The 26,691-nt window shown below is 53.3% G+C and carries 29 protein-coding genes; 18 read left to right on the top strand and 11 right to left on the bottom strand.

What is annotated here, in order from left to right; all coding sequences use genetic code 11:
• Positions 1 to 76 precede the first annotated feature (76 nt).
• Both V8L73_RS01075 and metB read right to left on the bottom strand, forming a co-directional pair.
• Positions 77 to 2,512, bottom strand: coding sequence for a bifunctional aspartate kinase/homoserine dehydrogenase II (locus V8L73_RS01075; RefSeq protein ID WP_027273650.1), 2,436 nt, complete (start codon positions 2,510 to 2,512; stop codon positions 77 to 79).
• 16 nt (positions 2,513 to 2,528) lie between these two features.
• The gene (metB, locus tag V8L73_RS01070) at positions 2,529 to 3,677 is read right to left on the bottom strand and encodes a cystathionine gamma-synthase (protein WP_261831798.1); all 1,149 of its coding nucleotides are present in this window, start codon (positions 3,675 to 3,677) and stop codon (positions 2,529 to 2,531) included.
• Positions 3,678 to 3,898: 221 nt separating this feature from the next.
• Here metB and metJ point away from each other — a divergent pair, with 221 nt between their 5' ends.
• Positions 3,899 to 4,216, top strand: a complete 318-nt coding sequence (metJ, locus tag V8L73_RS01065) for a met regulon transcriptional regulator MetJ (protein WP_027273652.1) — start codon at positions 3,899 to 3,901, stop codon at positions 4,214 to 4,216.
• Positions 4,217 to 4,370: 154 nt separating this feature from the next.
• On the opposite strand, the gene rpmE is transcribed toward metJ, so the two are convergent.
• The gene (gene rpmE / locus V8L73_RS01060; RefSeq protein ID WP_027273653.1) at positions 4,371 to 4,586 is read right to left on the bottom strand and encodes a 50S ribosomal protein L31; all 216 of its coding nucleotides are present in this window, start codon (positions 4,584 to 4,586) and stop codon (positions 4,371 to 4,373) included.
• Between the two features lie 222 nt (positions 4,587 to 4,808).
• On the opposite strand from rpmE, the gene priA reads away from it, so the two are divergent.
• The 7 genes from priA to rraA all read left to right on the top strand — a co-directional run bounded on the left by priA (position 4,809) and on the right by rraA (position 12,894).
• Positions 4,809 to 7,004, top strand: a complete 2,196-nt coding sequence (gene priA / locus V8L73_RS01055) for a primosomal protein N' (RefSeq protein WP_347254844.1) — start codon at positions 4,809 to 4,811, stop codon at positions 7,002 to 7,004.
• A gap of 156 nt (positions 7,005 to 7,160) precedes the next feature.
• Positions 7,161 to 8,177: a DNA-binding transcriptional regulator CytR gene (gene cytR, locus V8L73_RS01050; RefSeq protein ID WP_422655605.1), complete on the top strand. Its 1,017-nt coding sequence runs from the start codon at positions 7,161 to 7,163 to the stop codon at positions 8,175 to 8,177.
• Positions 8,178 to 8,298: 121 nt separating this feature from the next.
• Entirely contained in the window at positions 8,299 to 9,072 is a 774-nt protein-coding gene (locus V8L73_RS01045; protein ID WP_347253930.1) for an SPOR domain-containing protein, read from the top strand.
• A gap of 196 nt (positions 9,073 to 9,268) precedes the next feature.
• A complete protein-coding gene (gene hslV, locus V8L73_RS01040; protein WP_027273657.1) occupies positions 9,269 to 9,799 on the top strand; it encodes an ATP-dependent protease subunit HslV in 531 nt (176 codons plus the stop codon).
• 11 nt (positions 9,800 to 9,810) lie between these two features.
• On the top strand, positions 9,811 to 11,142 hold the full coding sequence (hslU, locus tag V8L73_RS01035; protein WP_027273658.1) for an HslU--HslV peptidase ATPase subunit: 1,332 nt from the start codon (positions 9,811 to 9,813) through the stop codon (positions 11,140 to 11,142).
• A 228-nt stretch (positions 11,143 to 11,370) separates the two neighbouring features.
• Positions 11,371 to 12,288, top strand: a complete 918-nt coding sequence (locus tag V8L73_RS01030; RefSeq protein WP_027273659.1) for a 1,4-dihydroxy-2-naphthoate polyprenyltransferase — start codon at positions 11,371 to 11,373, stop codon at positions 12,286 to 12,288.
• A 120-nt stretch (positions 12,289 to 12,408) separates the two neighbouring features.
• Positions 12,409 to 12,894 carry a ribonuclease E activity regulator RraA gene (gene rraA, locus V8L73_RS01025; RefSeq protein ID WP_027273660.1) on the top strand — a complete coding sequence of 162 codons (486 nt, stop codon included), beginning with the start codon at positions 12,409 to 12,411 and terminating at the stop codon, positions 12,892 to 12,894.
• Between the two features lie 86 nt (positions 12,895 to 12,980).
• Here rraA and zapB read toward each other — a convergent pair whose 3' ends face one another.
• Positions 12,981 to 13,223 (bottom strand): cell division protein ZapB, encoded by a 243-nt coding sequence (gene zapB, locus V8L73_RS01020; protein WP_027273661.1) that lies wholly within the window; start codon positions 13,221 to 13,223, stop codon positions 12,981 to 12,983.
• A gap of 469 nt (positions 13,224 to 13,692) precedes the next feature.
• On the opposite strand from zapB, the gene V8L73_RS01015 reads away from it, so the two are divergent.
• From V8L73_RS01015 to V8L73_RS01000, 4 genes are all read left to right on the top strand, one after another.
• Entirely contained in the window at positions 13,693 to 14,505 is an 813-nt protein-coding gene (locus V8L73_RS01015) for an MIP/aquaporin family protein (RefSeq protein WP_347253929.1), read from the top strand.
• A gap of 79 nt (positions 14,506 to 14,584) precedes the next feature.
• The gene (gene glpK, locus V8L73_RS01010) at positions 14,585 to 16,093 is read left to right on the top strand and encodes a glycerol kinase GlpK (RefSeq protein ID WP_347253928.1); all 1,509 of its coding nucleotides are present in this window, start codon (positions 14,585 to 14,587) and stop codon (positions 16,091 to 16,093) included.
• 180 nt (positions 16,094 to 16,273) lie between these two features.
• Positions 16,274 to 17,284 carry a class II fructose-bisphosphatase gene (gene glpX, locus V8L73_RS01005; RefSeq protein WP_347253927.1) on the top strand — a complete coding sequence of 337 codons (1,011 nt, stop codon included), beginning with the start codon at positions 16,274 to 16,276 and terminating at the stop codon, positions 17,282 to 17,284.
• A 195-nt stretch (positions 17,285 to 17,479) separates the two neighbouring features.
• Complete coding sequence (locus V8L73_RS01000; RefSeq protein ID WP_027273665.1) at positions 17,480 to 17,683, top strand: glycogen synthase; 204 nt, start codon at positions 17,480 to 17,482, stop codon at positions 17,681 to 17,683.
• A 91-nt stretch (positions 17,684 to 17,774) separates the two neighbouring features.
• Here the strand turns inward: V8L73_RS01000 and pyrE are convergent, their stop codons facing one another.
• Together pyrE and rph are read right to left on the bottom strand one after the other, a co-directional pair.
• Complete coding sequence (gene pyrE, locus V8L73_RS00995; protein ID WP_347253926.1) at positions 17,775 to 18,416, bottom strand: orotate phosphoribosyltransferase; 642 nt, start codon at positions 18,414 to 18,416, stop codon at positions 17,775 to 17,777.
• Between the two features lie 78 nt (positions 18,417 to 18,494).
• Positions 18,495 to 19,214: a ribonuclease PH gene (rph, locus tag V8L73_RS00990; RefSeq protein ID WP_261831806.1), complete on the bottom strand. Its 720-nt coding sequence runs from the start codon at positions 19,212 to 19,214 to the stop codon at positions 18,495 to 18,497.
• A 219-nt stretch (positions 19,215 to 19,433) separates the two neighbouring features.
• On the opposite strand from rph, the gene V8L73_RS00985 reads away from it, so the two are divergent.
• The 3 genes from V8L73_RS00985 (at position 19,434) to V8L73_RS00975 (ending at position 22,329) form a co-directional block, all read left to right on the top strand.
• On the top strand, positions 19,434 to 20,297 hold the full coding sequence (locus tag V8L73_RS00985; RefSeq protein WP_027273668.1) for a YicC/YloC family endoribonuclease: 864 nt from the start codon (positions 19,434 to 19,436) through the stop codon (positions 20,295 to 20,297).
• A gap of 196 nt (positions 20,298 to 20,493) precedes the next feature.
• A complete protein-coding gene (locus V8L73_RS00980) occupies positions 20,494 to 21,753 on the top strand; it encodes a tyrosine-type recombinase/integrase (protein ID WP_347253925.1) in 1,260 nt (419 codons plus the stop codon).
• Between the two features lie 48 nt (positions 21,754 to 21,801).
• Complete coding sequence (locus V8L73_RS00975) at positions 21,802 to 22,329, top strand: hypothetical protein (RefSeq protein ID WP_347253924.1); 528 nt, start codon at positions 21,802 to 21,804, stop codon at positions 22,327 to 22,329.
• A gap of 87 nt (positions 22,330 to 22,416) precedes the next feature.
• On the opposite strand, the gene V8L73_RS00970 is transcribed toward V8L73_RS00975, so the two are convergent.
• The 4 genes from V8L73_RS00970 to V8L73_RS00955 all read right to left on the bottom strand — a co-directional run bounded on the left by V8L73_RS00970 (position 22,417) and on the right by V8L73_RS00955 (position 24,182).
• Positions 22,417 to 22,794 carry a hypothetical protein gene (locus V8L73_RS00970; RefSeq protein WP_347253923.1) on the bottom strand — a complete coding sequence of 126 codons (378 nt, stop codon included), beginning with the start codon at positions 22,792 to 22,794 and terminating at the stop codon, positions 22,417 to 22,419.
• A 9-nt stretch (positions 22,795 to 22,803) separates the two neighbouring features.
• The gene (locus tag V8L73_RS00965) at positions 22,804 to 23,172 is read right to left on the bottom strand and encodes a hypothetical protein (RefSeq protein ID WP_347253922.1); all 369 of its coding nucleotides are present in this window, start codon (positions 23,170 to 23,172) and stop codon (positions 22,804 to 22,806) included.
• Between the two features lie 9 nt (positions 23,173 to 23,181).
• The gene (locus V8L73_RS00960; protein WP_347253921.1) at positions 23,182 to 23,391 is read right to left on the bottom strand and encodes a hypothetical protein; all 210 of its coding nucleotides are present in this window, start codon (positions 23,389 to 23,391) and stop codon (positions 23,182 to 23,184) included.
• A gap of 263 nt (positions 23,392 to 23,654) precedes the next feature.
• The gene (locus V8L73_RS00955) at positions 23,655 to 24,182 is read right to left on the bottom strand and encodes a hypothetical protein (RefSeq protein WP_017375167.1); all 528 of its coding nucleotides are present in this window, start codon (positions 24,180 to 24,182) and stop codon (positions 23,655 to 23,657) included.
• Positions 24,183 to 24,557: 375 nt separating this feature from the next.
• Here V8L73_RS00955 and V8L73_RS00950 point away from each other — a divergent pair, with 375 nt between their 5' ends.
• The 3 genes from V8L73_RS00950 (at position 24,558) to radC (ending at position 26,096) form a co-directional block, all read left to right on the top strand.
• Positions 24,558 to 24,929, top strand: a complete 372-nt coding sequence (locus V8L73_RS00950; RefSeq protein ID WP_347253920.1) for a helix-turn-helix transcriptional regulator — start codon at positions 24,558 to 24,560, stop codon at positions 24,927 to 24,929.
• A 189-nt stretch (positions 24,930 to 25,118) separates the two neighbouring features.
• Positions 25,119 to 25,595: a hypothetical protein gene (locus V8L73_RS00945; RefSeq protein ID WP_347253919.1), complete on the top strand. Its 477-nt coding sequence runs from the start codon at positions 25,119 to 25,121 to the stop codon at positions 25,593 to 25,595.
• Between the two features lie 12 nt (positions 25,596 to 25,607).
• On the top strand, positions 25,608 to 26,096 hold the full coding sequence (radC, locus tag V8L73_RS00940; protein ID WP_347253918.1) for a RadC family protein: 489 nt from the start codon (positions 25,608 to 25,610) through the stop codon (positions 26,094 to 26,096).
• Positions 26,097 to 26,138: 42 nt separating this feature from the next.
• On the opposite strand, the gene V8L73_RS00935 is transcribed toward radC, so the two are convergent.
• Entirely contained in the window at positions 26,139 to 26,663 is a 525-nt protein-coding gene (locus V8L73_RS00935) for a hypothetical protein (RefSeq protein WP_347253917.1), read from the bottom strand.
• Positions 26,664 to 26,691: the final 28 nt, after the last annotated feature.

Genomic DNA, 26,691 nt, shown 5'->3' with positions numbered 1-26,691 from the left:
AAGATAATAGGCAATAAATGGAAAAACGCCCGGAGGCCGATGCCGCCGGGCGTTTTATAAGAGCGTCGAAACAACGCTACAGCAGCTTCGCCAGCCGGTTGAGGTCAGACTGGATTGCCCCGGCCGTCACGTCTCGCCCGGCGCCGGGACCGCGAATAATCAGCGGATTGTCGCGATACCAGCGGCTCTCGATAGCGAACAGGTTATCGCACGGCAAAAGCGACGCCAGCGGATGATCCTCCCGCACCGCCTCCACGCCGACCCGCGCCTTGCCGTTCGCTTCATATCGGGCCACGTAGCGAAGCACCAGCCCCATCTCGCGCGCCGCTTCCAGACGCTCCAGCATTTGCGCGTTCAGCGTCTCTGCCTGCTCGAAGAAGTGGTCTACGGAGCCTTCCTGAGCGTCCTGAGCCACCAGCGACTCAACGCGCACCTGATCCGGCTCGATGTCGTAGCCCGCTTCGCGAGCCAGGATCACCAGCTTGCGCATGACGTCCTGCCCGGACAGGTCAACGCGGGGATCGGGTTCCGTCAGCCCCTGCTGCCACGCCTGTTCAACCAGCTCGGAGAACGGGATCGTGCCGTCAAACTGCAAGAACAGCCAGGAAAGGGTGCCTGAAAAAATCCCGCTTAAAGAGAGGATGGTATCGCCGCTGTCGCGCAGATCGCGCACGGTATAGTTAATCGGCAGGCCTGCGCCTACGGTAGCGTTGTAAAGCCAGTGGCGACCGGTCTTGGCGAAGGCGTCGCGGATCTGGCGATACTCGTCGCCCGAAGACGCGCCGGCCAGCTTGTTGGCGCTGACGACGTGGAAACCATAGCTTGCGAAATCGAGATAGCGAGAGGCTAATTCCTGGCTCGCGGTAATGTCCAGCACCACCAGATCGTCAAACGGATGATCGCGCATCCAGCCAAGCAGCGTCGCATCGTCCAGCGTCTGCGCCTCATCGTTAAAGAAGGCCAAAGCGCGGCTGGCATCCAGCCCCTGGTAGTCAAGCAGGCAGCGGCTGCTGTCCACCACGCCCGCCAGCAAGAATTCAAACCCGGTGCGGGCGGAGATATTCTTCTGCTCGCGGGCGAACAGCTCGAGCCAGCGCGAACCGATGTTGCCTTTGCCAAATAGCACTAGCCCTATACGCTTCTCGGCGCGAAACAGGCTGGCGTGCAGCCCCTGAATCAGGTGCTCCGTCGGCCCAACCCTGAGAACCGCCACAAGGCTGATGTCGTCTTCGGCGTGCCAAATAAACTCGACCGGCTGATCTTTTAACTGCTGATAAAAACGGTGGCTGTGCAGCGGGTTCTTACACACGCCCGCGCCGACCAACGCCACCAGCGACAGCCCTTCGCGAAGCTGAAGCCGCCCCGGCAGCCGCGCGTCGCCCAGAATGCTCAGTACGCTGTTGACCACTTCAGACGTATAGCACAGCTGAAGGAGGCTGCGGTCGGCGTGCACGCCGGTCGCCAACGGCTTAACTTGAACGCGGTTAAGAATGCGTTCCACCTCTTTATGGATCTGAACAAAGTCGTGCTGCGGTTCAACCTGTAGCTCAATCAGGCAAACGTCGTCGTGGCTGGTGACAATTTTTGCGCCGGTGCCCGAAGCAAGCACGCGCTCAATGCGGGTTGAACCCTGCTCCGGCTGATAGCTGCACCGCAGTTGGAGATCGATATCGCTGCCGGAAACCGGCTGCAGCGTGCGGGCGTGAAGCACCGGCGCGGCAAGGCGAGCCAGCTCGCTGGCTTCATCCAGCCTCAGTAGAGGCAGCAGGCAAGCGTCTTTGACCTTACGGGGATCGGCGCTGTAGACCCCGGCAACGTCGCTCCAGATGGTGACTTTATCTACGCCGGCCAGCGCGCCGATTTGGGTTGCCGAGTAGTCGCTGCCGTTGCGGCCCAGCAGTACGGTTTCCCCCGCCTCACTGCGGGAAATAAAGCCGGTCACCACCAGCCGCTTGCCGGGATGCTGAGTTAAAAGCTGTTGTAATAAAGGATAGGAACGGCCTTCATCCACCTGCGGCTGTGCGGAACGCTCTGCGCGCAGAAAGTCGCGGGCGTCGAGCCAGGCGGATGCCATCTTTTTCTGGTTCAGCACCGCAGACATCAGGCGCGCGGACCAAATCTCGCCGTGCCCGACCACTTCGGCATACGCCGCGTCGGTCATCTCGCCGTCAAGCAGCGCGGCCAGCCGCTCGAGGTCGGCAATCAGCCGCGTCGTCAGCTCCGCGGCTTCAGCTTCCGGCAGCAGCCCGCTTATCAGTCCGCTCTGATAGCGGCGAAGATCCTGCTGTACCTGATGAGCGGAAATCTTGTCATGCTGACTAAGCTGTAACCACTTAATCAACTGGTTAGTGGTGTTCCCCGCCGCGGATACCACCATCATGTCCCCTTCGCGGCTGTACTCCGCCATAATGCCCGCAACGCGCTGATAGCACTTACAGTCAGCCAGGCTGCTGCCGCCAAACTTGTGCAGTTGGCGGCTGGCCGAAAGGCCGGCGGTTCCCGAAATACTCATTACTTACCCCTTTGACTTAGGCTTTAAACGCCTGTTCCAAATCGGCAATCAGGTCATCGCCGTCTTCAATTCCTACCGAAATTCGCAGCAGCCGATCTGATATTCCCGCCGCCGCTCTCGCCTGTTCAGACATGCCCGCGTGCGTCATCGTCGCCGCGTGGGAAATAAGGCTCTCAACGCCGCCCAGCGATTCCGCCAGTGTAAACAGCTTCAGCGCGCTGATAAAGCGCCGCATCGCCGCTTCGTCGCCGTCAAATTCAAAGCTCAGCATGGCGCCGAAACCGGACTGCTGTCGACGGGCGACGTCGTGCCCCGCATTGCCGGGCAAAGAGGGATGATACAGCTTTTTCACCCGCGGCTGGGTTTGCAGATAGGCCACGACGTCCAGCGCGTTCTGCTGCTGTTGCTTCATACGCGGAGCCAGCGTCCGCAGGCCTCTGAGCAGCAGGTAGCTGTCAAACGCCGCCGCCGTCACGCCGATATTATTCGCCCACCACGCCAGATCTTCTCCCAGCGCTTCGTCTTTCACGATCGCAACGCCCGCCACCACGTCGGAGTGGCCGTTAAGGTATTTAGTGCAGGAGTGCAGCACGATGTCCGCCCCCAGCGCCAGCGGCTGCTGTAACACCGGGCTTAAGAACGTGTTGTCCACGGCGACCAGCGCTCCGGCCTGATGGGCGGCATGGCAGATTTTCGCAATATCGACCACCCGCAAAAGCGGATTGCTTGGCGTTTCCACCAGCACCAGCTTGGGCTTTTGCGCCAATGCCTGCGCCAGCGCCTCATCATTACCCTGATCGACAAACAGTACCCGATAGGCGCCGCGGCGCGTTTGGCTGTCAAATAGCCGGTAGCTGCCGCCGTAGCAGTCGTGAGGAGCCACAAGCAGGTCGCCTGGCTTAAGCAGCGCGGTGCAAATAAGGTGAATCGCCGACATGCCGCTGCCGGTCAAAACTGCCCGACTCCCCCCCTCCAGCTCGGCCAGCGCGGCCTGAGCAACGTCTCTGGTCGGATTGCCGCGGCGAGAGTAGTCATGAGCGCGAGGTTGATTAAAATCGATGAAGTTATAAGTGCTGGAAAGATGGATCGGAGGAACAACGCAGCCGTACTGTTCATCTGAGTTGAGCCCGCCGCGTACCGCTATGGTTGCCTGTTTGCGCGTCACCTGAACTACCCCTTATGAAAGGAATCATAAACAATAGCGGATAAGATAATATCGAAAACAATAGACGTCAATACTTCCAGACGTCTAAACTTCTTGCCGTGTAGATTGAGGATAGCAAAAATATCCGCTAAAATTGTCATGGTATAGATATTAACTCGGTAAAGTGTGTTCCCTGTGAACTCACTTTCAAACTATCAGAAGGTCAATGATTAAGGTGCCCCATGGCTGAGTGGAACGGCGAATATGTCAGCCCCTATGCTGAACATGGTAAAAAAAGCGAACAGGTCAAGAAGATCACGGTATCCATCCCGCTGAAAGTCTTGAAAATCCTGACCGATGAACGAACTCGCCGCCAGATCAACAATCTGCGGCATGCGACTAACAGCGAACTGCTTTGTGAAGCGTTCCTGCACGCGTTTACCGGCCAGCCTTTACCGGACGATAACGATCTTCGCAAAGAGCGCAGCGATGAAATTCCGGAAGTGGCGAAAGTGCAGATGAGAGAGAAAGGTCTCGATCCCGATACGTGGGATTATTAATCTTAAGCGTCGCGGCCGCAGAAAAATAAATAACGCAGCGGCTGCGGGACGTTGCTCGGCGCCGTTTTAAGCTTAAGTGAGAACGAATAGACAGAATCAGTAAAAATGAAAAAGGCGCCGAATCGCGGCGCCTTTTTTCGTGCTCAAGTAAATATTACTTAGAGCCGCCAACCATATTGAAACGCTTGTTGAAGCGATCGACACGGCCGCCGGTCGCAACGTCACGCTGCTTGCCGGTGTAGAACGGATGGCATTCGCCACATACGTCCAGGTTCAGGTCGTGACCTACGGTTGAGTGAGTTTTGATGACATTACCGCAAGAACAGGTTGCCGTAATCTCTTTGTATTCTGGATGGATACCTTGTTTCATGATGAAACCTCTCTAAAGTCGTATCGCTATACGGTCACCGATTTGCCGTACACCATACGAGATAAATAATGGGTGAGTGGTTTGACCCTCATTGAGAATCAAAGGCCGCAGATTATACAGGCTAGAGATGAACCACGCAAGCGGCAAGGCATTCGGCAGTTGCGGCAGCTTATGTTATGCTGTGGCGCTTCACCGTTTTTTAATCGTCAGGACAGCCTCGGCATGCGCGTTGTTAAGGTCGTTTTCCCCGTACCTTTGGACAGATCGTTCGACTATCTTCTTCCCGAAGGGGAAAAGGCGATCGTCGGCGCCAGGGTCAGCGCGCCCTTTGGGCCAAGGAAAGCTATCGGCATCATTGTCGCAAACTCCGCAGGCAGCGACTACCCTCTCTCGCAGCTAAAGACGATTCATCACCTTATTGATAACGAATCCCTGTTTACGCCTACGCTTTGGAAAACTCTGAACTGGGCGGCGTCCTACTATCAGTTTCCGCTGGGCGAAGTGCTTTTTCACGCGCTGCCGGTGCTGCTGCGGCAGGGAAAACCGGCCGAAGAGCCGCCTATCTGGCGATGGCTGGCAACGGAGGCCGGCCAGGCCGTCGACCTGTCCGAACTCAAGCGCGCGCCCAAGCAACAGCAGGCGCTGGCGGCCTTGCGAAAAAGCCCCATCTATCGCCATCAAATCGCCGAGCTGGACCTGAACGAAGGCGCATTTAAAGCGTTAAAAGACAAGGGGCTGGCTGAACTCCAGCCTACGGCGCCGGCATCGACGCACTGGTTGGCGTCACACGCCGTCACGGGAGAACGGCTTAAGCTCAATACCGAGCAGGCCACCGCCGTCGGCGCTATTCGCAGCGACGACCGAGGTTTTAACGTCTGGCTATTGGAAGGCATCACCGGTTCTGGGAAAACGGAAGTCTACCTCAGCGTGCTGGAAAACGTGCTCGCTCAGGGACGCCAGGCGCTGGTGCTGGTGCCGGAAATCGGACTAACTCCCCAGACCATCGCCCGCTTTCGCGCGCGTTTCAACGCCCCCGTCGACGTCGTTCACTCCGGCCTTAACGATAGCGAAAGGCTGGCAGTCTGGCTGCGGGCGCGGCGAGGAGAAACGGCTATCGTCATCGGCACCCGCTCGGCGCTTTTCACGCCGTTTGAACGATTGGGCATCATCATTATCGATGAAGAGCACGACAGCTCCTACAAGCAGCAGGAAGGTTGGCGCTATCACGCCCGGGATCTGGCGGTGCTGCACGCGCACCAGGAACATATTCCCATCGTTCTTGGTTCGGCCACGCCCGCGGTAGAGAGCCTGCACAATGCCAAATCGGGAAAATATCGCCACCTGCGCTTAACCCTACGCGCAGGCAGCGCCCGCCCGGCAACACAGCACCTGATTGACCTAAAGGGCCAGACGCTGACCGCCGGGCTTTCAGCTCCGCTGCTAAAGCGCATGCGGGAGCACCTGAAGGCCAACAACCAGGTCATGCTGTTTCTCAACCGTCGGGGCTACGCGCCGGCGCTGCTCTGCCATGAATGCGGCTGGATCGCCGAATGTCCACGCTGCGAGCAGTATTACACGCTGCATCAAAACCAGCGTCAGCTGCGCTGCCACCACTGCGACAGCCAGCGTCCAATCCCCTACCAGTGCCCCCAGTGCGGCTCCACCCATCTGGTACCGGTAGGAGTGGGTACCGAGCAGCTCGACAGCGAGCTGGCGCAGCTGTTTCCCGACGTTCCCATCACCCGCGTCGATCGCGACACCACCAGCAGAAAAGGGGCGCTAGAGCAGCATCTTTCCGATATTCACCGGGGCGGAGCCCGCATTCTGATCGGCACGCAAATGTTGGCTAAAGGCCACCACTTTCCCGACGTCACTATGGTCGGCCTGATTGACGTCGACGGGGCGCTGTTTTGCGCCGACTTCCGTTCCGCGGAGCGCTTCGCTCAGCTTTACACGCAGGTGTCCGGCCGCGCGGGCCGCGCCGGAAAACAGGGGGAAGTGCTGTTGCAAACCCACCACCCTGACCATCCGCTGCTGCAAACGCTTCTCCATCAGGGCTATGACGCATTTGCCCAGCAGACGCTGACGGAAAGAAAAACGGTGTTTTTACCGCCGTTCACCCATCACGCCATGTTCCGCGCCGACGATCACGATAATCGCCAGGCCAGTCAGTTCTTACAGCAGCTGCGCGAACGCCTGTCCGCCGTACAGGCGGAGGACGGCGCCCTTTGGGTACTGGGGCCGGTACCGGCGCTGGCGGCTAAAAGAGGCGGACGCTTCCGCTGGCAGTTGCTGTTACAACACCCATCCAGACAGCGGCTACAGCAGATCCTGAGCGAGCTGCGCCGCCAGATTTCGTCCATGCCGCAGGCGCCCAAAGTAAAATGGACGCTGGATGTCGATCCCATAGAGAGTTAGTCCACATATTATTGGGAGCCTGCTCTAAAAAACTTAGCAAGTGCATACTCTTTAGAAGAAAAATCGCTTACAACTATTGATAATTACTCTAAATAATTCGAGTAAACGGTAGGTGATAAAAGCCATAGCGCTGAATCTCTCTGGGAGTACCCTATCTTGGAACAGTTAAAAACGCTTGCGGGCGTCACGATGAAAGACGTGGCGGCGCACGCCGGTGTCTCGACGGCGACCGTTTCGAGAACGCTGATGATGCCGGACAAAGTCTCAGCACAGACGCGCGATAAGGTTGAACAGGCCATCGCCCTGATGGGATACGTTCCCGCCTCGCAAACTAAAAGCGCCCGCCAAAAGGGCAACCGCGTTCTACTGGTGATGGCGCAGGACATTACCGATCCCTTTTCAACCGACGTAATGCAGGGGATCCAGGAAACGGCGGCGGAATTCGGCTATACCGTGCTGTTTCTGGACAACCGACGCCAGCCGGTCGATAGGGAAACGCTGTCCACCATCATGCGACAGGCCAACGGCGCAATCCTTCTGGGCGCCAACTTCCCGTTCGCTCTGAGCGCTGAAGAGAGCTCGCAGTTCCCACCGATGGTCATGGCCAACGAATATCTGCCCGAGCTAAAGCTGCCGACGATTCACATAGACAACCTGACCGCAGCCTTCAACGCAGTAAGCTACTTACAACACATCGGCCATAGCCGCATCGCCTGCATCTGCGGCCCGGCGCACCTGCATTTGAGCCACTATCGGCAACAGGGCTACGTTCAGGCGCTCCAGCGCGGCGGCATTGCAATAGAGAGAAGCTACATTCTGGAAGGTCCTCTCTCGTTTGAAAGCGGCGCCAGCGCGCTGTCTCGGCTCATGGCGCTCCCCCAGCCGCCCAGCGCTATTTTTTGCCACAGCGATATCGTCGCCATCGGCGCAATCCATCAGGCTAAAAAGCAGGGGTTAAAGATCCCGCAGGATCTCTCTATCATCGGCTTTGACGACATCGCCCTGGCAAGATACGCCGACCCGCCGCTAACCACGGTTGCCCAGCCGCGCTACCAAATAGGCCAGCAGGCGGTACTAATGCTGCTGGAACAGCTGAGAGGAAGCCCGTCGAAAAGAAACTCTGTGCTGCTCGACAGCGAGCTTATCGTTCGCGAAAGCACGGCATCGCTATAGCCGCGCCCGGTAAAAACGAGGTGGTAACGTTAGGTAACTAAACACAATCTAGCCAAGGTCTTGCATATTACGTACTATAAGGCACCGTTTTATTCATTTTCGACAATAGACAAGAGTCATAGTGGCACAACGAGATTACGTCAGCCGCGGCCGTTCAAGCTCGCGGGGCAAAAAAAACAGTAAAAGCAAAAAGAAAAAAAGCGCATCGGGAGCGGCTTCTAAGCTGATGATTGTGCTCGCCGTTGCCGTTTTGGTCGTCTTCGCCGGCGGCCTTTACTACATTACGCAAAATAAATCCGTACCGGAACCGCAGACGAGCGGCCCGGCCGCAACGCAAGGCAACGGGCTGCCGCCAAGGCCGACCAACCGCTGGACCTACATTGAAGAACTGGAAAATCGCCAGGTAACCAACTCGCCAAACTCGGGAGCCGCTCAGCCGCCGCTTTCACAGCAGCCGCAGCTCACGGCGGAACAGCGTAAGGCGCTGGAGCAGATCCAGTCCGATATGCAAAAGCCGCCTGCGTCTCAACCCCGCACCGAGGCAGCCACTAATCCGGCGACGTCCAGAGACGGCGGCAGCAGGCCTGCATTAAACGCGACGGAGTCCAACGCGCCCAAATCAACGACGCCTCCGGCGCCGACCGTCCAAACTACCGCGCAGGCTAAAAATCAGCGCTGGACTATCCAGTGTGGCTCTTTCCGTACCGCAGAGCAGGCGGATTCGGTAAAGGTGAAGCTCGCGTTTGCGGGCTTTGAGAGCCGCATTAGCGCCAGCGGCGGGTGGAATCGCGTCATACTTGGTCCATACTCTAATCGGGACGGCGCAGACAAAACTTTACAACGGCTGAAAAGCGCCGGAATGGGCAGCTGCATTCCCGTTGCAGCAGGAAACTAGCCCTTTTATTTCAATTAATTGCTAATCATGGCCCGGTAGGAACATCCGACGGGCCAGCGTGGCTACGCCCGCTTAGGGTAAAAGATTGTTCGCGCGCTAGGGTTGAAATCCCCGCTTCGCTTCCCCATCTACATTTCCAATACCCTGCTCCATTTAACGCAGGCCTCTTTTCCTATCAGCTAGCGAGGATAAACACGTGACAACAATTGTAAGCGTCCGCCGTAACGGTCATGTGGTAATAGGTGGTGATGGTCAGGTCACACTGGGCAACACCGTAATGAAAGGGAATGCCCGTAAAGTCCGTCGCCTGTACAACGAGCGCGTTATCGCCGGTTTTGCCGGCGGCACTGCGGACGCCTTTACGCTGTTTGAACGCTTCGAACGCAAGCTGGAAATGCATCAGGGCCACCTGACCAAAGCGGCGGTGGAGCTAGCGAAAGACTGGCGGACCGACCGCATGCTGCGTCGCCTTGAAGCGCTGCTGGCCGTTGCGGATGAAACCGCGTCGCTCATCATTACCGGCAACGGAGACGTCGTGCAGCCAGAAAACGACCTGATCGCCATCGGTTCCGGCGGCCCCTACGCGCAATCCGCCGCCAGAGCGCTGTTGGAAAATACTGACCTGAGCGCGCGCGACATCGTCGAAAAATCGCTGTCCATTGCCGGCGACATCTGTATCTATACCAACCGTTTCCAAACGATTGAAGAACTCAGCTCTAAAGAATAAGGATCGGTATCATGTCTGAAATGACTCCTCGCGAGATAGTCAGCGAACTCGACGGCTACATTATCGGCCAGGGCAAAGCCAAGCGCGCCGTGGCCATCGCGCTGCGTAACCGCTGGCGCCGCATGCAGCTTAACGACGAGCTGCGCCACGAAGTGACGCCCAAAAACATTCTGATGATCGGGCCTACCGGCGTCGGTAAAACCGAAATCGCCCGCCGTCTGGCGAAACTCGCCAACGCGCCTTTTATTAAGGTTGAAGCGACCAAGTTCACCGAAGTGGGCTACGTCGGCAAAGAGGTTGACTCTATTATCCGCGATCTTGCCGATGCGGCCGTTAAGATGGTGCGCCAGCAGTCGGTGGAAAAGATGCGCTACCGCGCCGAAGAGCTGGCGGAAGAGCGTATTTTAGACGTGCTTATCCCGCCAGCCCGCGACAACTGGGGCCAGACGGAAAGCAATCAGGAAAGCTCTACCGCCCGTCAAGCGTTTCGCAAAAAGCTGCGCGAAGGCCAGCTGGACGATAAAGAGATTGAAATCGAGCTGACCGCAGTGCCGATGGGCGTTGAAATCATGGCGCCTCCGGGCATGGAAGAGATGACCAACCAGCTCCAGTCCATGTTCCAAAACCTCGGCGGCCAGAAGCAGAAGCCGCGCAAGATGAAGATCAAGGACGCCTTCAAGGCGCTTATCGAAGAAGAGGCCGGTAAGCTGGTTAACCCCGAAGAGCTAAAACAGCAGGCTATCGACGCCGTTGAACAGCACGGTATCGTGTTTATCGACGAGATCGATAAAATCTGTAAGCGCGGCGAAGTCTCCGGGCCGGACGTTTCCCGCGAAGGCGTTCAGCGCGACCTGCTGCCACTGGTGGAAGGCTGTACGGTCTCGACCAAGCACGGTATGGTAAAAACCGACCACATTCTGTTTATCGCCTCCGGCGCGTTCCAGACGGCAAGCCCATCCGATCTGATCCCTGAACTGCAAGGACGTCTGCCCATCCGCGTTGAGCTGCAGGCGCTGACGACGGAAGACTTTGAGCGCATCCTGACCGAGCCCAGCGCGTCGCTGACCGAACAGTACAAAGCGCTGATGGCGACGGAGGGCGTAACGGTGAACTTCCAGCCTGACGGCATTCGCCGCATCGCCGAAGCCGCCTGGCAGGTTAACGAAAGTACGGAAAACATCGGCGCGCGTCGCTTGCATACGGTTATGGAACGCCTGATGGAAGAAATTTCCTACGACGCCAGCGAGAGCGGCGGCGCGGTCATCACTATCGACGCGCAGTACGTCGGCGATCACCTGGACGAACTGGTGGCCGATGAGGACCTGAGCCGCTTTATTCTATAACCAATCTCTCCCTGCTATTTACGGGAAGCCCCCGCTTCCCGTAAACTTACCCGCTTTCCCGGTTTTATCACTAAAATACGTTGCTCCTAAGTCCATTTGCGCCTCTATGGACGAATTATTTGGCGGATATGCCCCGGAATCAAAGCAAGCTCTCGTTAATTTTCCTATAATACGCGTATAATTAGCGGTTAGCTGTTCATTACGCACTGAAGTTTATATTTAAAAACCATGAGCCAAACTCACTCAACAAGTCAAGCTACCGCCTGGATTGAGAGCCTGCGGCCTCGTACGCTTCCGCTGGCCTTAGCCTCGATCGTTACGGGATCCGCACTCGCCGCCTGGATGAACCACTTTAGCCTGGGCATTGCGCTTATGGCGCTTTTAACCGCTGCGCTGCTGCAGATTCTATCTAACCTGGCGAACGACTACGGCGATGCCGTGAAGGGCAGCGATACCGAAGCGCGCATCGGCCCCAACCGCGGCATGCAAAAGGGGCTTATCACCCTGCCTCAAATGAAGCGGGCGCTGTGGCTTGTCATCGGCCTGACGGTGCTTTCCGGCATTGGCCTTATCGCCATTGCCTGCCAAAAGCCGGAAGACATTATCGGCTTTTTGGTGCTCGGGCTTTTGGCCATCGTCGCGTCCATCACCTATACCGTCGGACGCAAGCCTTACGGCTATATGGGACTTGGCGACATTTCCGTACTGATTTTCTTTGGCTGGCTGAGCGTAGCCGGCACCTACTACCTTCAGGCCGGCACGTTCGACACGGTTGTCATGCTGCCCGCAACGGCCTGCGGCCTGCTGGCGGTCGCGGTGTTGAACATCAACAACCTGCGTGATATCGATAACGACCGCATGAACGGCAAAAATACGCTGGCCGTGCGCTTAGGCCCCGTATGGGCGCGGCGCTATCACTTCCTGTTGCTGGCAGGCGCCCTGCTTTGTCTGGTGCTGTTCGCCCTGTTTGACCTGCGCAGCTGGAGCGGCTGGCTGTTCATTCTGGCGGCCCCGCTGCTGTTTCGCCACGCGGTATACGTGCTCCACGAACAAACGGCAATCGCCATGCGCCCGATGCTTGAGCAAATGGTTAAGGGCGCGCTGCTGACCAACATCCTTTTTGCCATCGGCGTCGTGCTCAGCTAAACGCGCCAATTTTGCACTATGTCCCCAAAGTCAGGCGGATGGCTTTGCTATCCGCTTAAGCTGTGGGCTATACTGGCATTTCCGACGGTAAACCAACGACACCAACAGGCGACGATATTTATGAAATATGATACTTCCGAGCTTTGTGACATTTACCACGAAGAAGTCAACGTTGTGGAACCGCTGTTTTCCAACTTCGGCGGGCGCCCCTCTTTCGGCGGGCAGATAACCACCATCAAGTGCTTCGAAGACAACGGCCTGATTTACGAGCTGCTGGAAGAAAACGGTCTGGGTCGCATTCTGCTGATTGACGGCGGAGGTTCCGTACGCAGAGCGCTCATCGACGCGGAACTGGCGCGGCTGGCGGTGCAAAACGAGTGGGAAGGTCTGGTGGTCTATGGCGCAGTGCGTCAGGTAGACGAGCTTGAAGAGCTGGACATCGGCATTCAGGCGTTAGCTTCCATCCCCGTCGGCGCGGACTCCCAGGGCATTGGGGAAAGCGATATTCGCGTCAACTTCGGTGGCGTCACCTTCTTCTCCGGCGATCACCTCTATGCGGACAATACCGGCATCATTCTTTGTGAAGAGCCGCTGGATATTGAATAGCGAAAGCGTCTGCCGCATCACCGAATAAAGAAAAACGCCGCGTTATACAACGCGGCGTTTTCATTTGGAAGAAAGGCAAACCTTAATCAGTTTACTTCATCCATTTTCCCTAACAGGAGACGAAGACGCTCCTGCCAGGCCTGTTGTTCTTGCTTGAGCTGCGCGTTTTCGTTTACCAACGCTTCACGGCCGCCGGCAGCCGCATCAAGATCGCGAACCAGCGTATTGTTTTTCGCTTTCAGATCTTCAATTTCCATCTGCAAAAGGGTGATGGTATCAATCGCCTGCTGGACTTTAGCTTCCAGTTTTTCAAACACTTCAAATGACATTATTTCGTCCTCATATAGACATAACCGCAAAGCGGAAAATCGAAAATCATTAACGGTCGCTAGCGGTAATATAGACGAGCATATTCCGTTAGTGGTTCACTCACCCGATTGTATTAACCTGACCGTACGCTGTCCAGCCATAGACCCTCAGAAAGCGCGAATGTTCAGAAATTTTAACTTAACAAAATGCGCTTCACGCGCCAAAAAATAGAAAAGACGCTCGTCTTCATCCATTTGCATTCATAAAGTGGATTGCACCCATCACTTTTCGAACAAAAAAGATCAATTATTTGACCGAATACACAGAATTACACTTTCGTTATTTTTCGATATGGCGCGATAACGATAAAATCAGTTCCCCACCGCTATTAATTTATAACCTGACGGTAACAATGGCAGTAACAAGTCAGGAAATATTAGGTGGCTAACACTACTTCTTACCTACTTTTCCCAACACGGGGTAATGCTTATGAGTCAAACCACAGGCCCAACGCTAAAAGGGCAATGCATCGCTGAATTTCTTGGAACAGGGCTTTTTCTGTTCTTCGGTATCGGCTGCGTCGCCGGGCTGAAAGTCGCCGGAGCAAGCTTTGGTCAATGGGAAATCAGCATCATTTGGGGCCTGGCCGTGGCCCTTGGCGTCTACTTAACCGCCGGCGTTTCCGGCGCGCACCTTAATCCGGCCGTAACTATTGCGCTGTGGCTGTTCGCCTGCTTCGACAAGAAAAAGGTCGTTCCCTATATTATCGCTCAGACCGCAGGCGCGTTCTGCGGCGCTGCTCTGGTCTATGCCCTCTACTTCAGCCTGTTCCACGAAGTCGAGCAGGCCCAGCACATCGTTCGCGGCAGCGTGGAGAGCCTATCTCTGGCGGGAACCTTCTCCACTTATCCTCACCCGGCCATTAACGTCTTCCAGGCCTTCGGCGTTGAGTTCGTCATCACCGCCGTACTGATGTGCCTGATTCTGGCGCTGACCGACGACGGCAACGGCGTACCGCGCGGCTCGCTGGCCCCACTGCTTATCGGCATTCTGGTCGCGGTCATCGGCGCCTCTATGGGGCCGCTCACCGGGTTTGCCATGAACCCCGCTCGCGACTTCGGACCAAAACTGTTTGCCTACGTCGCCGGCTGGGGCAATATGGCCTTGACCGGAGGGCGCGATATCCCCTACTTCATCATACCTATCGTCGGACCCATCCTCGGCGCCTGCGCTGGCGCTATGGGCTATCGCATATTTATCGGCCGCAACCTGCCGTGCGACGCCTGCAAGATTGATGAATAGATAAAACACGCTTCCGTTCGGCCGAACGCATTTCGGCCAACGTTTAGCCGCTTTAACGTCAATAAACGGAGTATTCCAAATGACGACTGAACCAAAATACATTGTCGCGCTCGATCAGGGCACTACCAGTTCACGCGCGGTCATTCTAGATCACGACGCCAACGTGATCGGCGTGGCTCAAAAGGAGTTTACCCAGCACTATCCGCACGCGGGCTGGGTCGAGCACGACCCGATGGAGATTTGGGCGACGCAGAGTTCCGTTCTGGTTGAGGTTCTGGCTCAAACCGGCATCAGCTCCGACATGGTGGCCGCCATCGGCATCACCAACCAGCGTGAAACCACCATCGTTTGGGACAAAGAAACCGGCAAGCCGATTTACAACGCTATCGTCTGGCAGTGCCGCCGCACCGCCAGCATCTGCGAGCAGCTCAAAAAAGACGGCATGACCGACTACATCCGCGAAAACACCGGCCTGGTCGTTGACCCCTACTTCTCCGGCACCAAGGTGAAGTGGATCCTGGACAACGTCGAAGGCGCCCGCGAGCGCGCCAAGCGCGGCGAACTGCTGTTTGGCACCGTAGACACCTGGCTTGTGTGGAACATGACGCAGGGCCGCGCCCACGTCACCGACTACACCAACGCTTCCCGCACCATGCTGTTTAACATCAAAACGCTGGACTGGGACGACAAGATGCTGGAAGTGCTGGACATCCCGCGCGCCATGCTGCCGGACGTTCGTCCGTCGTCTGAGGTTTACGGCAAAACCAACATCGGCGGCAAGGGCGGAACGCGTATTCCTATCTCCGGGATGGCGGGCGACCAGCAGGCCGCGCTGTTCGGCCACCTGTGCGTCCAGCCGGGCATGGCGAAAAACACCTACGGCACCGGCTGCTTCCTGCTGATGAACACCGGCAAGGACGTCGTGAAGTCCGATCACGGCCTGCTGACCACCATCGCCTGCGGCCCGCGCGGCGAAGTGAACTATGCGCTGGAAGGCGCAGTGTTCATCGGCGGCGCCTCCATCCAGTGGCTGCGCGACGAGCTTAAGCTGTTCAGCGACGCGATGGACTCCGAGTACTTCGCCACCAAGGTCAAAGACAGCAACGGCGTTTACGTCGTTCCCGCCTTTACCGGCCTGGGCGCGCCGTACTGGGACCCGTACGCCCGCGGCGCCATCCTGGGCCTTACGCGCGGCGTAAACTCTAACCACATCATCCGCGCCACGCTGGAATCAATAGCCTATCAAACCCGCGACGTGCTGGACGCCATGCAGGCCGACTCCGGCGCTCGCCTTCAGGCCCTGAGGGTCGACGGCGGCGCGGTGTCCAACAACTTCCTGATGCAGTTCCAGTCCGACATTCTCGGCACCTCGGTTGAGCGCCCCGCCGTTCGCGAAGTGACCGCGCTAGGCGCCGCCTACCTGGCCGGATTAGCCGTCGGCTTCTGGAACGACCTGGACGAAGTGAAAAGCAAGGCGGAAATCGAGCGCACCTTTAAGCCGGGTATCGAAACCACCGAGCGCAACTATCGCTACAAGGGCTGGCAGAAGGCCGTCGCTCGCGCCCGCGATTGGGAAGAGCACGAGTAATTACTTAAAATCTAGAGACTATTTCATCTCTGTTTTCGGGCCCCTTCGCGGGCCCGCTTTTTTATGGAAAATTCTCCCGCCGGTTATGGAGAATTCTCCAATATCCCTGCGGGACTGTGATAAAATTCGCCCAATTTTTCTTCCCCCCTTTTTAAAACCAAAACGTAACGGACCCCTGACATGAAACGTGAACTGGCAATCGAATTTTCCCGCGTAACGGAAGCCGCCGCACTGGCCGGCTACCGCTATCTTGGGCGCGGTGACAAAAACAAGGCCGACGGCGCCGCCGTTGAAGCGATGCGCATCGTCCTGAATCAGGTCAACATCGACGGTGAAATCGTCATCGGCGAGGGCGAAATTGACGAAGCGCCGATGCTTTATATTGGTGAAAAAGTAGGTACCGGTCAGGGCGATGCGGTAGACATCGCGGTTGACCCCATCGAAGGCACCCGCATGACCGCCATGGGTCAGGCCAACGCGCTGGCGGTGCTGGCCGTCGCCGAAAAGGGCGCATTTTTGCACGCGCCGGACATGTATATGGAAAAGCTGGTCGTCGGCCCCGGCGCCAAGGACACCATCGACTTGGACCTGCCGCTGACGGAAAACCTTAAGCGCATCGCCATCAAGCTCAACAAGCCGCTGGAAAAGCTTACGGTCATCACGCTGGCCAAGCCGCGCCATGACGCAATCATTGCCGAAATGCAGCAGCTGGGCGTGCGGGTATTCGCCATTCCTGACGGCGACGTAGCGGCCTCAATTCTTACCTGCATGCCGGACAGCGAAGTTGACGTGATGTACGGCATCGGCGGCGCGCCGGAGGGCGTGATTTCCGCCGCGGTGATCCGCGCGCTGGACGGCGACATGCAGGCCCGCCTGCTGGCTCGCCATCAGGTGAAGGGCGACACGGAAGAAAACCGCCGCATCGGCGAAGAAGAGCTGGCGCGCTGCCGCAAGATGGGGCTAACTCCCGGCGACGTGCTGAAGCTCGGCGACATGGCCCGCAACGACAACATCATCTTCTCCGCTACCGGCATCACCAAGGGCGATCTGCTGGGCGGCATCCAGCGTACCGGCAACATGGCGACGACGGAAACCCTGATGGTGCGCGGCAAGTCCCGCACCATCCGCCGCATCCAGTCTATCCACTATCTGGACAGGAAAGACCCGGCGCTGTGCGATATTCTGCTGTAGCAACGCGCTGAAATAGCATAGAAGAGCGCCCTCTCTAAACGAGGGCGTTTGTTTTTTCAGACATAGTTAAAAAAATGGCGAAAAATAAGGCATCTTAGGCACGTATTGTTCATAAATTAGCCGATTTTAGGCGAATACTAAAGTTAGAAAAAGCATATGACCGTCATCAATCACGAAGTGACAAGGGGGTATGCTATGGAGACACAAAACTTACAGTCGGTAAAAAATTTCGACTTTCTGGCACGCTGTCTGGCCCAAATGTATGCACAGGGGAGACCGGTAAACGTTCAGGCAGTGATTGGCAATATGAACGAGGAACAAAAGGCGTGGTTCCAAAAGCGCTACAACAGCTACCTAAAGCAGGCCGAGCGGGCAAGAGTCACGGGGATGGATTCCTAACGGCGCCAGCGGAGAGCCTGACGGCTCGCTGGCGTTGATTAGCCGATGCTTCGAGCATCGGCTTTTTTAACGTCTCTTTATAACGCCTGAGCTAAACGCCATACTCCGCACGATAGGCGTTGATCGCCGCCAGTTCCTTCGCCATTTCCGGTTTTTCGCCCAAGTATTCGACCAGATCGTCCAGGGTGATAATGGTGATCACTTCACACTGGTAGTCGCGCTGCACTTCCTGAATCGCCGACAGCTCCCCGGTTCCGCGCTCCTGGCGGTCCAAACAGATCAGAACGCCGCTCAGCGTTGCATTCTGCGCGCGGATCGTCGTCATGGACTCACGGATAGCCGTTCCGGCGGTGATCACGTCGTCAACCAGCATCACGCGGCCAACCAGCGGGCTACCCACCAGATTGCCGCCCTCGCCGTGGTCTTTCGCCTCTTTGCGGTTAAAGCAGTAGGGAGTATCGATATCGTGATGCTCGGACAGCGCGACAGCCGTAGTGGTGGCGATAGGGATGCCCTTATAGGCGGGGCCAAACAGCACGTCGAACTCGATGCCGGAATCCACCAGCGCCGAGGCGTAAAAGCGGCCCAGCAGCGCCAAGTCGCGACCGGTGTTAAACAGCCCGGCGTTAAAAAAGTAAGGGCTGACCCGCCCGGACTTCAGGTGAAACTCGCCGAACCTTAAAACCTGCTTGTTTAGCGCAAACTCAATAAACTGGCGCTGATAGTGTTTCATAGCCGATGCATCCTCACGCTTCATTCTGTCTTACATTCATTAGTCATAAAAAAGGCGACTACGTCGCCTTTTTCAAAATCACTGCCGTTCGAGCGCTGCCTTCTGCGCTGCCATGATGGTGTCTATGCCGCCTCGGGCGAGCTCCAGCAGGGTCAACAGCTCTTCGTGGCTGAAGGGCTCGCCTTCAGCCGTGCCCTGCACTTCGATCATACGGCCGTCTTCGGTCATTACGACGTTCATGTCGGTTTCTGCTGCGGAATCCTCAACGTACTCGAGGTCGCACACCGCTTCGCCGTTAACGATACCAACGGAGACCGCAGCCACCAGGCCCTTCATCGGATTCTTGGCCAGACGCTTATTGGCCACCATGGCGTTGAGGGCGTCGGCCAGCGCCACGCAGGCGCCGGTGATGGAAGCAGTGCGCGTGCCGCCGTCGGCCTGAAGCACGTCGCAGTCCAGCGTCACGGTGTATTCACCGAGGAGCTTCAAATCTATCGCAGCGCGCAGGGAGCGGGCGATCAGGCGCTGGATCTCCAGCGTGCGGCCACCCTGCTTGCCCTTGGCCGCTTCGCGCGGGTTGCGGGTGTGGGTCGAGCGCGGCAGCATGCCGTACTCCGCCGTCACCCATCCCTGCCCCTGGCCTTTCAGAAAGCGCGGCACGCCCTCTTCCACGGTGGCGGTACACAGCACTTTGGTGTCGCCAAACTCTACCAGCACGGAGCCTTCCGCATGCTTCGTATAGTGACGAGTCAGGGTTATTGGGCGCACCTGCTGTGCACTTCGGCCTTCTGGACGCATGAAATTCTCTCCGGAGGTTAGGTCAGACGGGTTCAGCTGGCCGTTTACGTGCGCCTTTGGCAAGGGCTTTGGCGTTCGCTGATGTTATTGACCGCGCATTATACTGATTTTCAGGCCTCATGCCTACGGGCGAATGGGTAAAGCGCGCGCGGCAAATCGCAACGCCCGCCGTAAATGGTGATATACTCGAGCTTATTTTCTTCAATCGGGTACTCGACTATGATCCGCAGCATGACCGCCTACGCCCGCCACGAAACCCAAGGCGAATGGGGCTCAGCCTCCTGGGAGCTTCGCTCCGTCAACCAACGCTATCTGGAAACCTATATCCGCCTGCCGGAGCAGTTCCGAAGCCTCGAGCCGATGATCCGCGAGCGCCTGAGAGCGCGCCTGACCCGCGGAAAAATCGAATGCAACCTGCGCTTTGACCTCGACCCGGCCTACCAGACCGAGCTGATGCTCAACAAAGAGCTCGCCCAGCAGCTAGTGCAGGCCGCCAACTGGGTCAAGATGCAGAGCGACGAAGGGGAAATCAACCCGCTGGACATTCTGCGCTGGCCGGGAGTCATGTCGGCGAAAAGTCAGGATCTGGACGCCATCGCCACCGAACTGATGGCATCGTTAGAGACCGCCCTGACCGACTTTATCGACAGCCGCGAACGCGAAGGCAGCGCGCTGAAGGCGCTGATTGAGCAGCGGCTTGAAGGCGTGATGGTCGAAGTCGGTAAGGTGCGCGAGCGCATGCCGGAAGTGCTGGTCTGGCAGCGCGAGCGCCTGATGAGCAAGTTGGAAGAAGCGGCGGTCCAACTGGACAGCAACCGACTGGAGCAGGAGCTGATTATGCTCGCCCAGCGCGTCGACGTCGCCGAAGAGCTGGACAGGCTGGAAGCTCACGTCAAAGAAACCTACGCCATTCTGAAAAAGAAAGAGGCCGTCGGCCGCCGGCTGGACTTTATGATGCAGGAATTCAACCGCGAGTCGAATACGCTGGCGTCGAAGTCTATCAATGCGGATATCACGGCGTCGGCGATTGAGCTGAAGGTGTTGATTGAGCAAATGCGGGAGCAGATTCAAAACATCGAGTAGGGTTTCACTTAAACTCACCAAGTCTCACAATGCCCCACAAAAATCTATAAGCCAGTGTAAATACTGGCTTTTTTAATTCCACAAAGTCTCATATAATACCACTGAAGCGCGTATTTACCGTGTACATATTTGTGTACATAATGGTGTATATGTACATGAAGATTATGTACACACAAAGGTAATATTGGAGTGAGACATGCCTAAATTAACCGATATACAGATCAAGGCTTGGATAAAGTCAGGAGAGCGTTTTGAAGGCCGCTCTGATGGAAATGGACTGTACCTATGTTTTCCTAAAAACTATGCCATCCCATTTTGGCGCTTTCGCTATCGGTTTGTGGGTAAGCAGCGAGCAATGGTGATTGGCACTTATGCTGAGCTTTCACTTGCCAAAGCGCGTGAAACAGCTAAATCACTTTCAGCACAGGTGGCATTAGGTCACGATGTAGCTGGTGAAAAGCAAGAACGCAAAGCCCAAGCCATAAAGAAAATAGAAGAAGAAAAGAATGCATTAAAGGTATCAGAGCTAGCACAAGAATACTTTGAGCGCCAGATACTAGGTCGTTGGAAGCATCCGGATATCCTACGCCGCCGTATTGAGAAAGATATTGCCCCTAATATTGGGCATCTTAAAGCTGAAGACGTCCGTCCCCGAGACATTGATGCAATGATCCAGAAAATCAACGCTCGTGGTGCTCGTACAGTTGCCAATGATGTTCTTCGCTGGACACGGCGCATCTTTGACTACGGCATTAAACGGCATATTCTAGAGACTAATCCAACAACTGCTTTTGATACTTCAGATGCTGGTGGTAAAGAAAAGCCTCGTGAACGATGGCTAACCCAAGAAGAACTGGCTAAGTTCTTTCAGGCAATGCAGATTACCAAAGGATTTTCCCGTCAAAATGAACTAACAATGAAGCTATTACTTGCTCTCTGCTGTAGAAAGATGGAGTTGTGCGGTGCCCGGTGGGATGAGTTTGATTTAGAGAATGCCATTTGGCATTTACCTGCTGAGCGGGTAAAGAATGGCGATGCTATTGATATCCCTTTACCAGCAGTAACCGTTGAATGGCTTTTAGAACTGCGCCAAATGTCTCTCAACAGCCAGTGGGTCTTGCCTGCACGTAAAATGCAGCACAAAATGATCCCTCACATTCAGGAAAGCACCCTACCCGTAGCGCTGGCAAAAGTACGCAGTAACCTCCCTGATATACCAAATTTCACCATCCATGACTTCCGCCGCACTGGTCGCTCGCATTTGGCCGCCTTAGGCGTTGATCCTGTCGTCGCTGAGCGCTGTTTGAATCACCGAATCAAAGGCGTTGAAGGTATCTATAACCGTTATGAGTACTTCAAAGAGCGTAAGACAGCTCTGGAACAATGGACTGCGTTGTTAGTAGCCTTGGAACAGGGTGAGGATTATAATGTGGTGCCGATGAAGAAATTAAAGTAACAAGCTATCATGTAAACCGTAAATTCAGTAACAATAAGGATCGTAAATATGCATAGTGAGGGTAATACTGAAAAATACCAAGACATAATAAAACAATTATCTCTTATTGATAATCTTGAAGACTGGCATTGGTATATACCTTCATCGGAGCTACAAAAAGAAGATAAAAAGCATATCTACGAATCTGCTGAACGACTATGGATAAAACGTAAAATATCTGACGGTAGCCTACTTATTCATCCAGATGTACGAGAGGAGTTAATCGAAAGAGAATACAATCCATTGCCCATCCACAAAAGAATGATTTGGTCTAGCTTGCTAGCATCTTACAACGGAACCGATAGAAGCGACTATTTAAAAAAAATAAGAGAAAAAATAACTAAAAAATATGGGCGTGAGTGGTGGGATGATATTGATAGAAGAATAAAGCCTACTTATATCGCAAGGCGGCGACTGTTAAAACAAAACAATTCCACAGGGCCAGCTTTAAAATATGCAGCATCGCAAAGTATGTTTTTTGGGAGTCTTTTAAGCGAATCTCGTGATGATGTTTTAAGAATGATTCCGAAAGAATAAATAAAGCTAAAGGGCTATGCTGTCTACATAGCCTATCCAGCTAAAAAATGAATATTATATTTGGCCGTTGATGGTAATGCTATGGCGTTATCTGTACTCGCCGGATATAGAGTTAGCAGCATTCAACCCACAATAACTATTACACCCATCCGCAGCCGTCACCTGTACCTTTTTATTGCCCCACTCAAGTGTTATTTTGCACTGATTAGCATCTTGCCATTGGAGCTGGGTAAATGCCTTACTATCAGATACGGCATCTGCGATGCCTTCAATGTTACAGGCATGCATATCGACGTTGGTAACGATCTCAAATTTAGCCTGATCGGGATGACCTTGTACTTGAGATATAGCGATTTCGCCATCAGATTTCCTATACACCAAAGCATCACCCTTTTTAACCGCACCATGTACGGGGAGGCTTAGCGTTGTTAAGGCTAATAGTGCGTAAGTGGTTATTTTATTCATGGTGCTTCTCTACCCTATGTAAGCTATGATCTGATCCTGGAATAAATTCCACAATAACCCTAGCATATCTAAAAAGGTCAATAATCCAATAATAATGAGTGCTGTTACCCACCAACCTTTATTTTTTGCTGTTAACGTATTTCTTACACCTTTAAAAGCGGTAATGCCAATATAAATAGAAGCTATATCTAATAGGATAATATGGAATGATTTTTCTACAAAAAAATAGAGAGCTCCGATAAAAATCGAGAGCAAAAACCAATAAATCCAGAATGTTTTTGCTAATCCCCACTTTCCCTGAAGTAGGGTCTGGAAACCAATGTTAGCTTGTTCTTCGCTGTTTTTTTGATGCTCTTTTAGTTTATTGAAAATTGACATATTAACTCCTTATTTAATGGGGGTGTTATTGAGTTTAACTTGCCTATACAGACGCATCGCATGGGCATAATCTATATTGAAATAGCGTTGTATCCCTTTGGCACTAACTGACTTTAACCCTTGATTTAAAATAAAGTTAATCGCCATGCAATATAACGGATCTATTTTGGCAGTTTTATTTCCAAGTTCTTTGGTTACTCGACTGTTGTTTTCAGACATATATTTACCCCCACTATTGGCAATGACTTTATTCAGTGAATTACGATGTCTGAAATTTAACTTACTTACCCCGATGAATTATCATTTGATGATGGAGGTGGCTGTGTTTTGTTTTCCGGTGATGTTGAGGGCTTGTTTTGCGCATCCTCTAGCTTCTCAACCCGGCGAGTAAGCTGAATTACCTGCCATGTACACACAGCAAGAGTACCAATGATTACACCGGTTAACAGACTCATAGTGTCCTTCCTTTGTTATAAAAATAATTAATTTATCCGAATGTTCTTGATAATTTTCCCCGGCGTCAGCGGTCGTCGTTTCTCTACGTAAAAGTAAGCAACGTTGAAAGCGGATTTTTTATGGTTTCCCTGCCCCAATGAAGGCCAGTCCCGAAAAGCTTCAATCTGTTGTTCTGTAAATGGCGTAGCCGAGAAGTCAAACAGCACCAGTAAGGCCTTACCGTCATACTTCATCAGCTTTTTCATTTCAGTCGAGTTTACATACGCGGAGAGCGTCGCTTTAGGGGCATCAGGCCGCCTGACGGCAAACTCTACGGCAACATCATCAATGACAAAATCAATGTAACCGTTGCCCGTGAGTGCGCCGGGGAGTTGTGCCTGTACCTCTGGTGTCAGGTTGTCACCAAACCAGCCTAAGAGGTAGCACCTTACCAGTGGTAAGAGTTCCCGTTCGTTACACTCATTCAGGCGCAGTGTTTTAACAAACTCCTGCCGGTAGAGGGAACTGAACAGGTATTCAAAGCTTTCAACAACGGCTTTTATCGTGGTCGCCATATTGTATTAAATCCGTTTAATCGTACAGAAAAGCAGAGTATTAACTACCGTTGACATGGTATTTTGTCGGGCTTTTCTTACAGGGTTGGCCTATTGACGCTACGGCACCACAGTAGATGCACTTTCGTTTCCCGTTATCAACGACATGACAAGCCGTTGGGCTTTTCCTACAGGGTTGACCAGCATTTGCCGTTGAACCGCAATATTTACACTTAGCCAAAGGCGCTCCCTCCTTTTAAAGCCATCCTTTTGAATGAAATGTCCGTAAGCGAGTATTTTTATTATTGTTACACTAATAATGATGTTTATACAAGTGTAAACGTAGCCGAAAATTTCACTTACCAGGTAAAGCACAATGCTAAGGTAGGTGGCACCATGTCAAAACTCGCGGTAACAGAGGCTGATAAGCTTATCGGGAAGCGCATTCAGCAGCGACGAAAGGAAAAGAAGCTAACGGCAGATCAACTATCTTATAAAATTGGGGTTTCTCAGCAGCAGCTCTCACGTTATGAACGGGGAGCCAATAAGATTAACGTGACTCACCTGATTGACATTGCCGCCTATCTGGAAACGCCGATTAGCTGGTTTTTTCTTAGCCAAGGTGAAGATAGCGAGCTGGAGTCTGAAGGGGTACACCAGAGTCTAAAAGACGAAGAGTTAAAGGCACAGTTAGATCTCTTATGGGAAAAACTTACCCCTGAACAGCAAAAAGCTTTTATTGTGCTTCTCAATAAGCTAACCAATTGATAATAAGAATTATTTGTATTTGAGTATTGGTTTTGATATAATGCCAAAAGTGGCAATAATGTATTTTATTTATTTCCATCAATCAAAAGTATATTCAAAATCAAACAAAGGGATTATCTATTGGGAATTAATAGAGGGTTACGTGCGTCCCAACAAGGCCACTTAGACTGTTTATGTGGTATATATAGTTTGGTTAACGTACTGACTTATTTATACGATGGTCGGGTGAAAAGGAAACCGCTAATTAATGCATTGTTACGGGAGTATAAATATCACTATGATATTTACGACCTGTTAATGGGCGGAATGGATGATGATGAGATGGATTATCTTATCCAGTCAGTCCTTCAGCAGGGATATTACTACAAACACCATCCTGTTATTATCACCAAGCCCTATCAGAAGCAAACACACCTTCGCACTAAAAAGATTATTAATGATATCTCCGCTTTTATTAACTGCCCGGATAATTGCTACCAACGAGTAGTATTAATTGGAACGCAAGAGCACTGGTCAATTATTATTGGTGCGGACAATAAATATTTCTACTTCTTCGATAGTAGCGGTAATATAAAAGCGCAACACAACTCCTTCTCACTAATTCCTCAAAAAACACGCCACACGCTATTCTCCACTTCCATCTATTTTATTGAACGACCGTTTTAGATGAGGCTAGCCATGTTATTTCAATCAACGAAAGAAAAGGGCTATTACATAATTAACCAGCCCGTTACTGAACAAGATATTTTAGATATAGCCAATACGGTGCTAGCCAGACAATTCAAACGGCGTACCAAGTTAACCTCACCCAATCAAACCCGTGAATATTTTAAATTAAAGCTGGCATCCTATGAGTATGAGGTATTTTGCGGCATGTTTCTTAATAACCAGAACCAAGTGTTAGCGTTTGAGGAGCTGTTTCGAGGGACGATTAACGAAACTGCTATCTACCCCAGAGAAGTCGTCAAGCAAGCGTTATCGTTGAATGCCGCTGCAATCATTTTTGTGCATAATCACCCAAGCGGCGATCCTGAGCCAAGCAAGGCTGACAAGCATATTACGTTAAAGCTGAAATATGCCCTTGAGTTGGTGGGGGTCAGGGTGCTGGACCACTTTATTGTTGCAGGTGGTAGCTCTATATCGATGGCTGAGCGGGGTCTGTTGTGACGTTGATTTTTTGTTAATATACGTCGGTGATATTTTTCTTACTCATTTCTTCTTGACCCCACTTTGAGTTTCCTCCCGCGAAATACCATCTAGATTTTCCATGGTTTGGATGATCCAACGATAATCTTGAAGTTGCTCAAGATCATCATTCGACCAGCCTTTTCCATTAACAGCGGTTTTCCCTTTTCTAATATCTTTAGGTTTTGCATATTCTTTGGATAAGGTGTTTTTTAATTTTATTAAAGTTATGCTGGGATCTTTATTTAACTCAAAATATCTCTCATAAAGTTTTTTAAGCGTTTTAGCCGCTTTAGTTTTGGGTTCATAAATATTATCGATATAAACCATATTTATCAGGTTACTAATTGTTTTGTGGAATACATGTCCTTTAGTTTGTTTTAGTTCTTCATAGTGAAAACGGTCAAGCCACTGAGCTATCTCGACTAACCTCTCCCTGCTGTCAAGATGCAAATTTAAGTTTGCTACGGGCCCAAATTTTTCTACAAGGGAGTCACGACTATTTTTTTTCACGGTGTGCTGTTCTGAACCATCTTTATCTTTCTTCATGCTTACTCCTATAACAGTCATTTTATGA

Origin of the sequence: Leminorella grimontii (genome assembly GCF_039789245.1) — a bacterium.
Lineage (GTDB): Bacteria > Pseudomonadota > Gammaproteobacteria > Enterobacterales > Enterobacteriaceae > Leminorella > Leminorella grimontii.
Note: the sequence above shows the minus strand (reverse complement) of the source record. Positions and strands in the feature narration are given on the sequence as shown.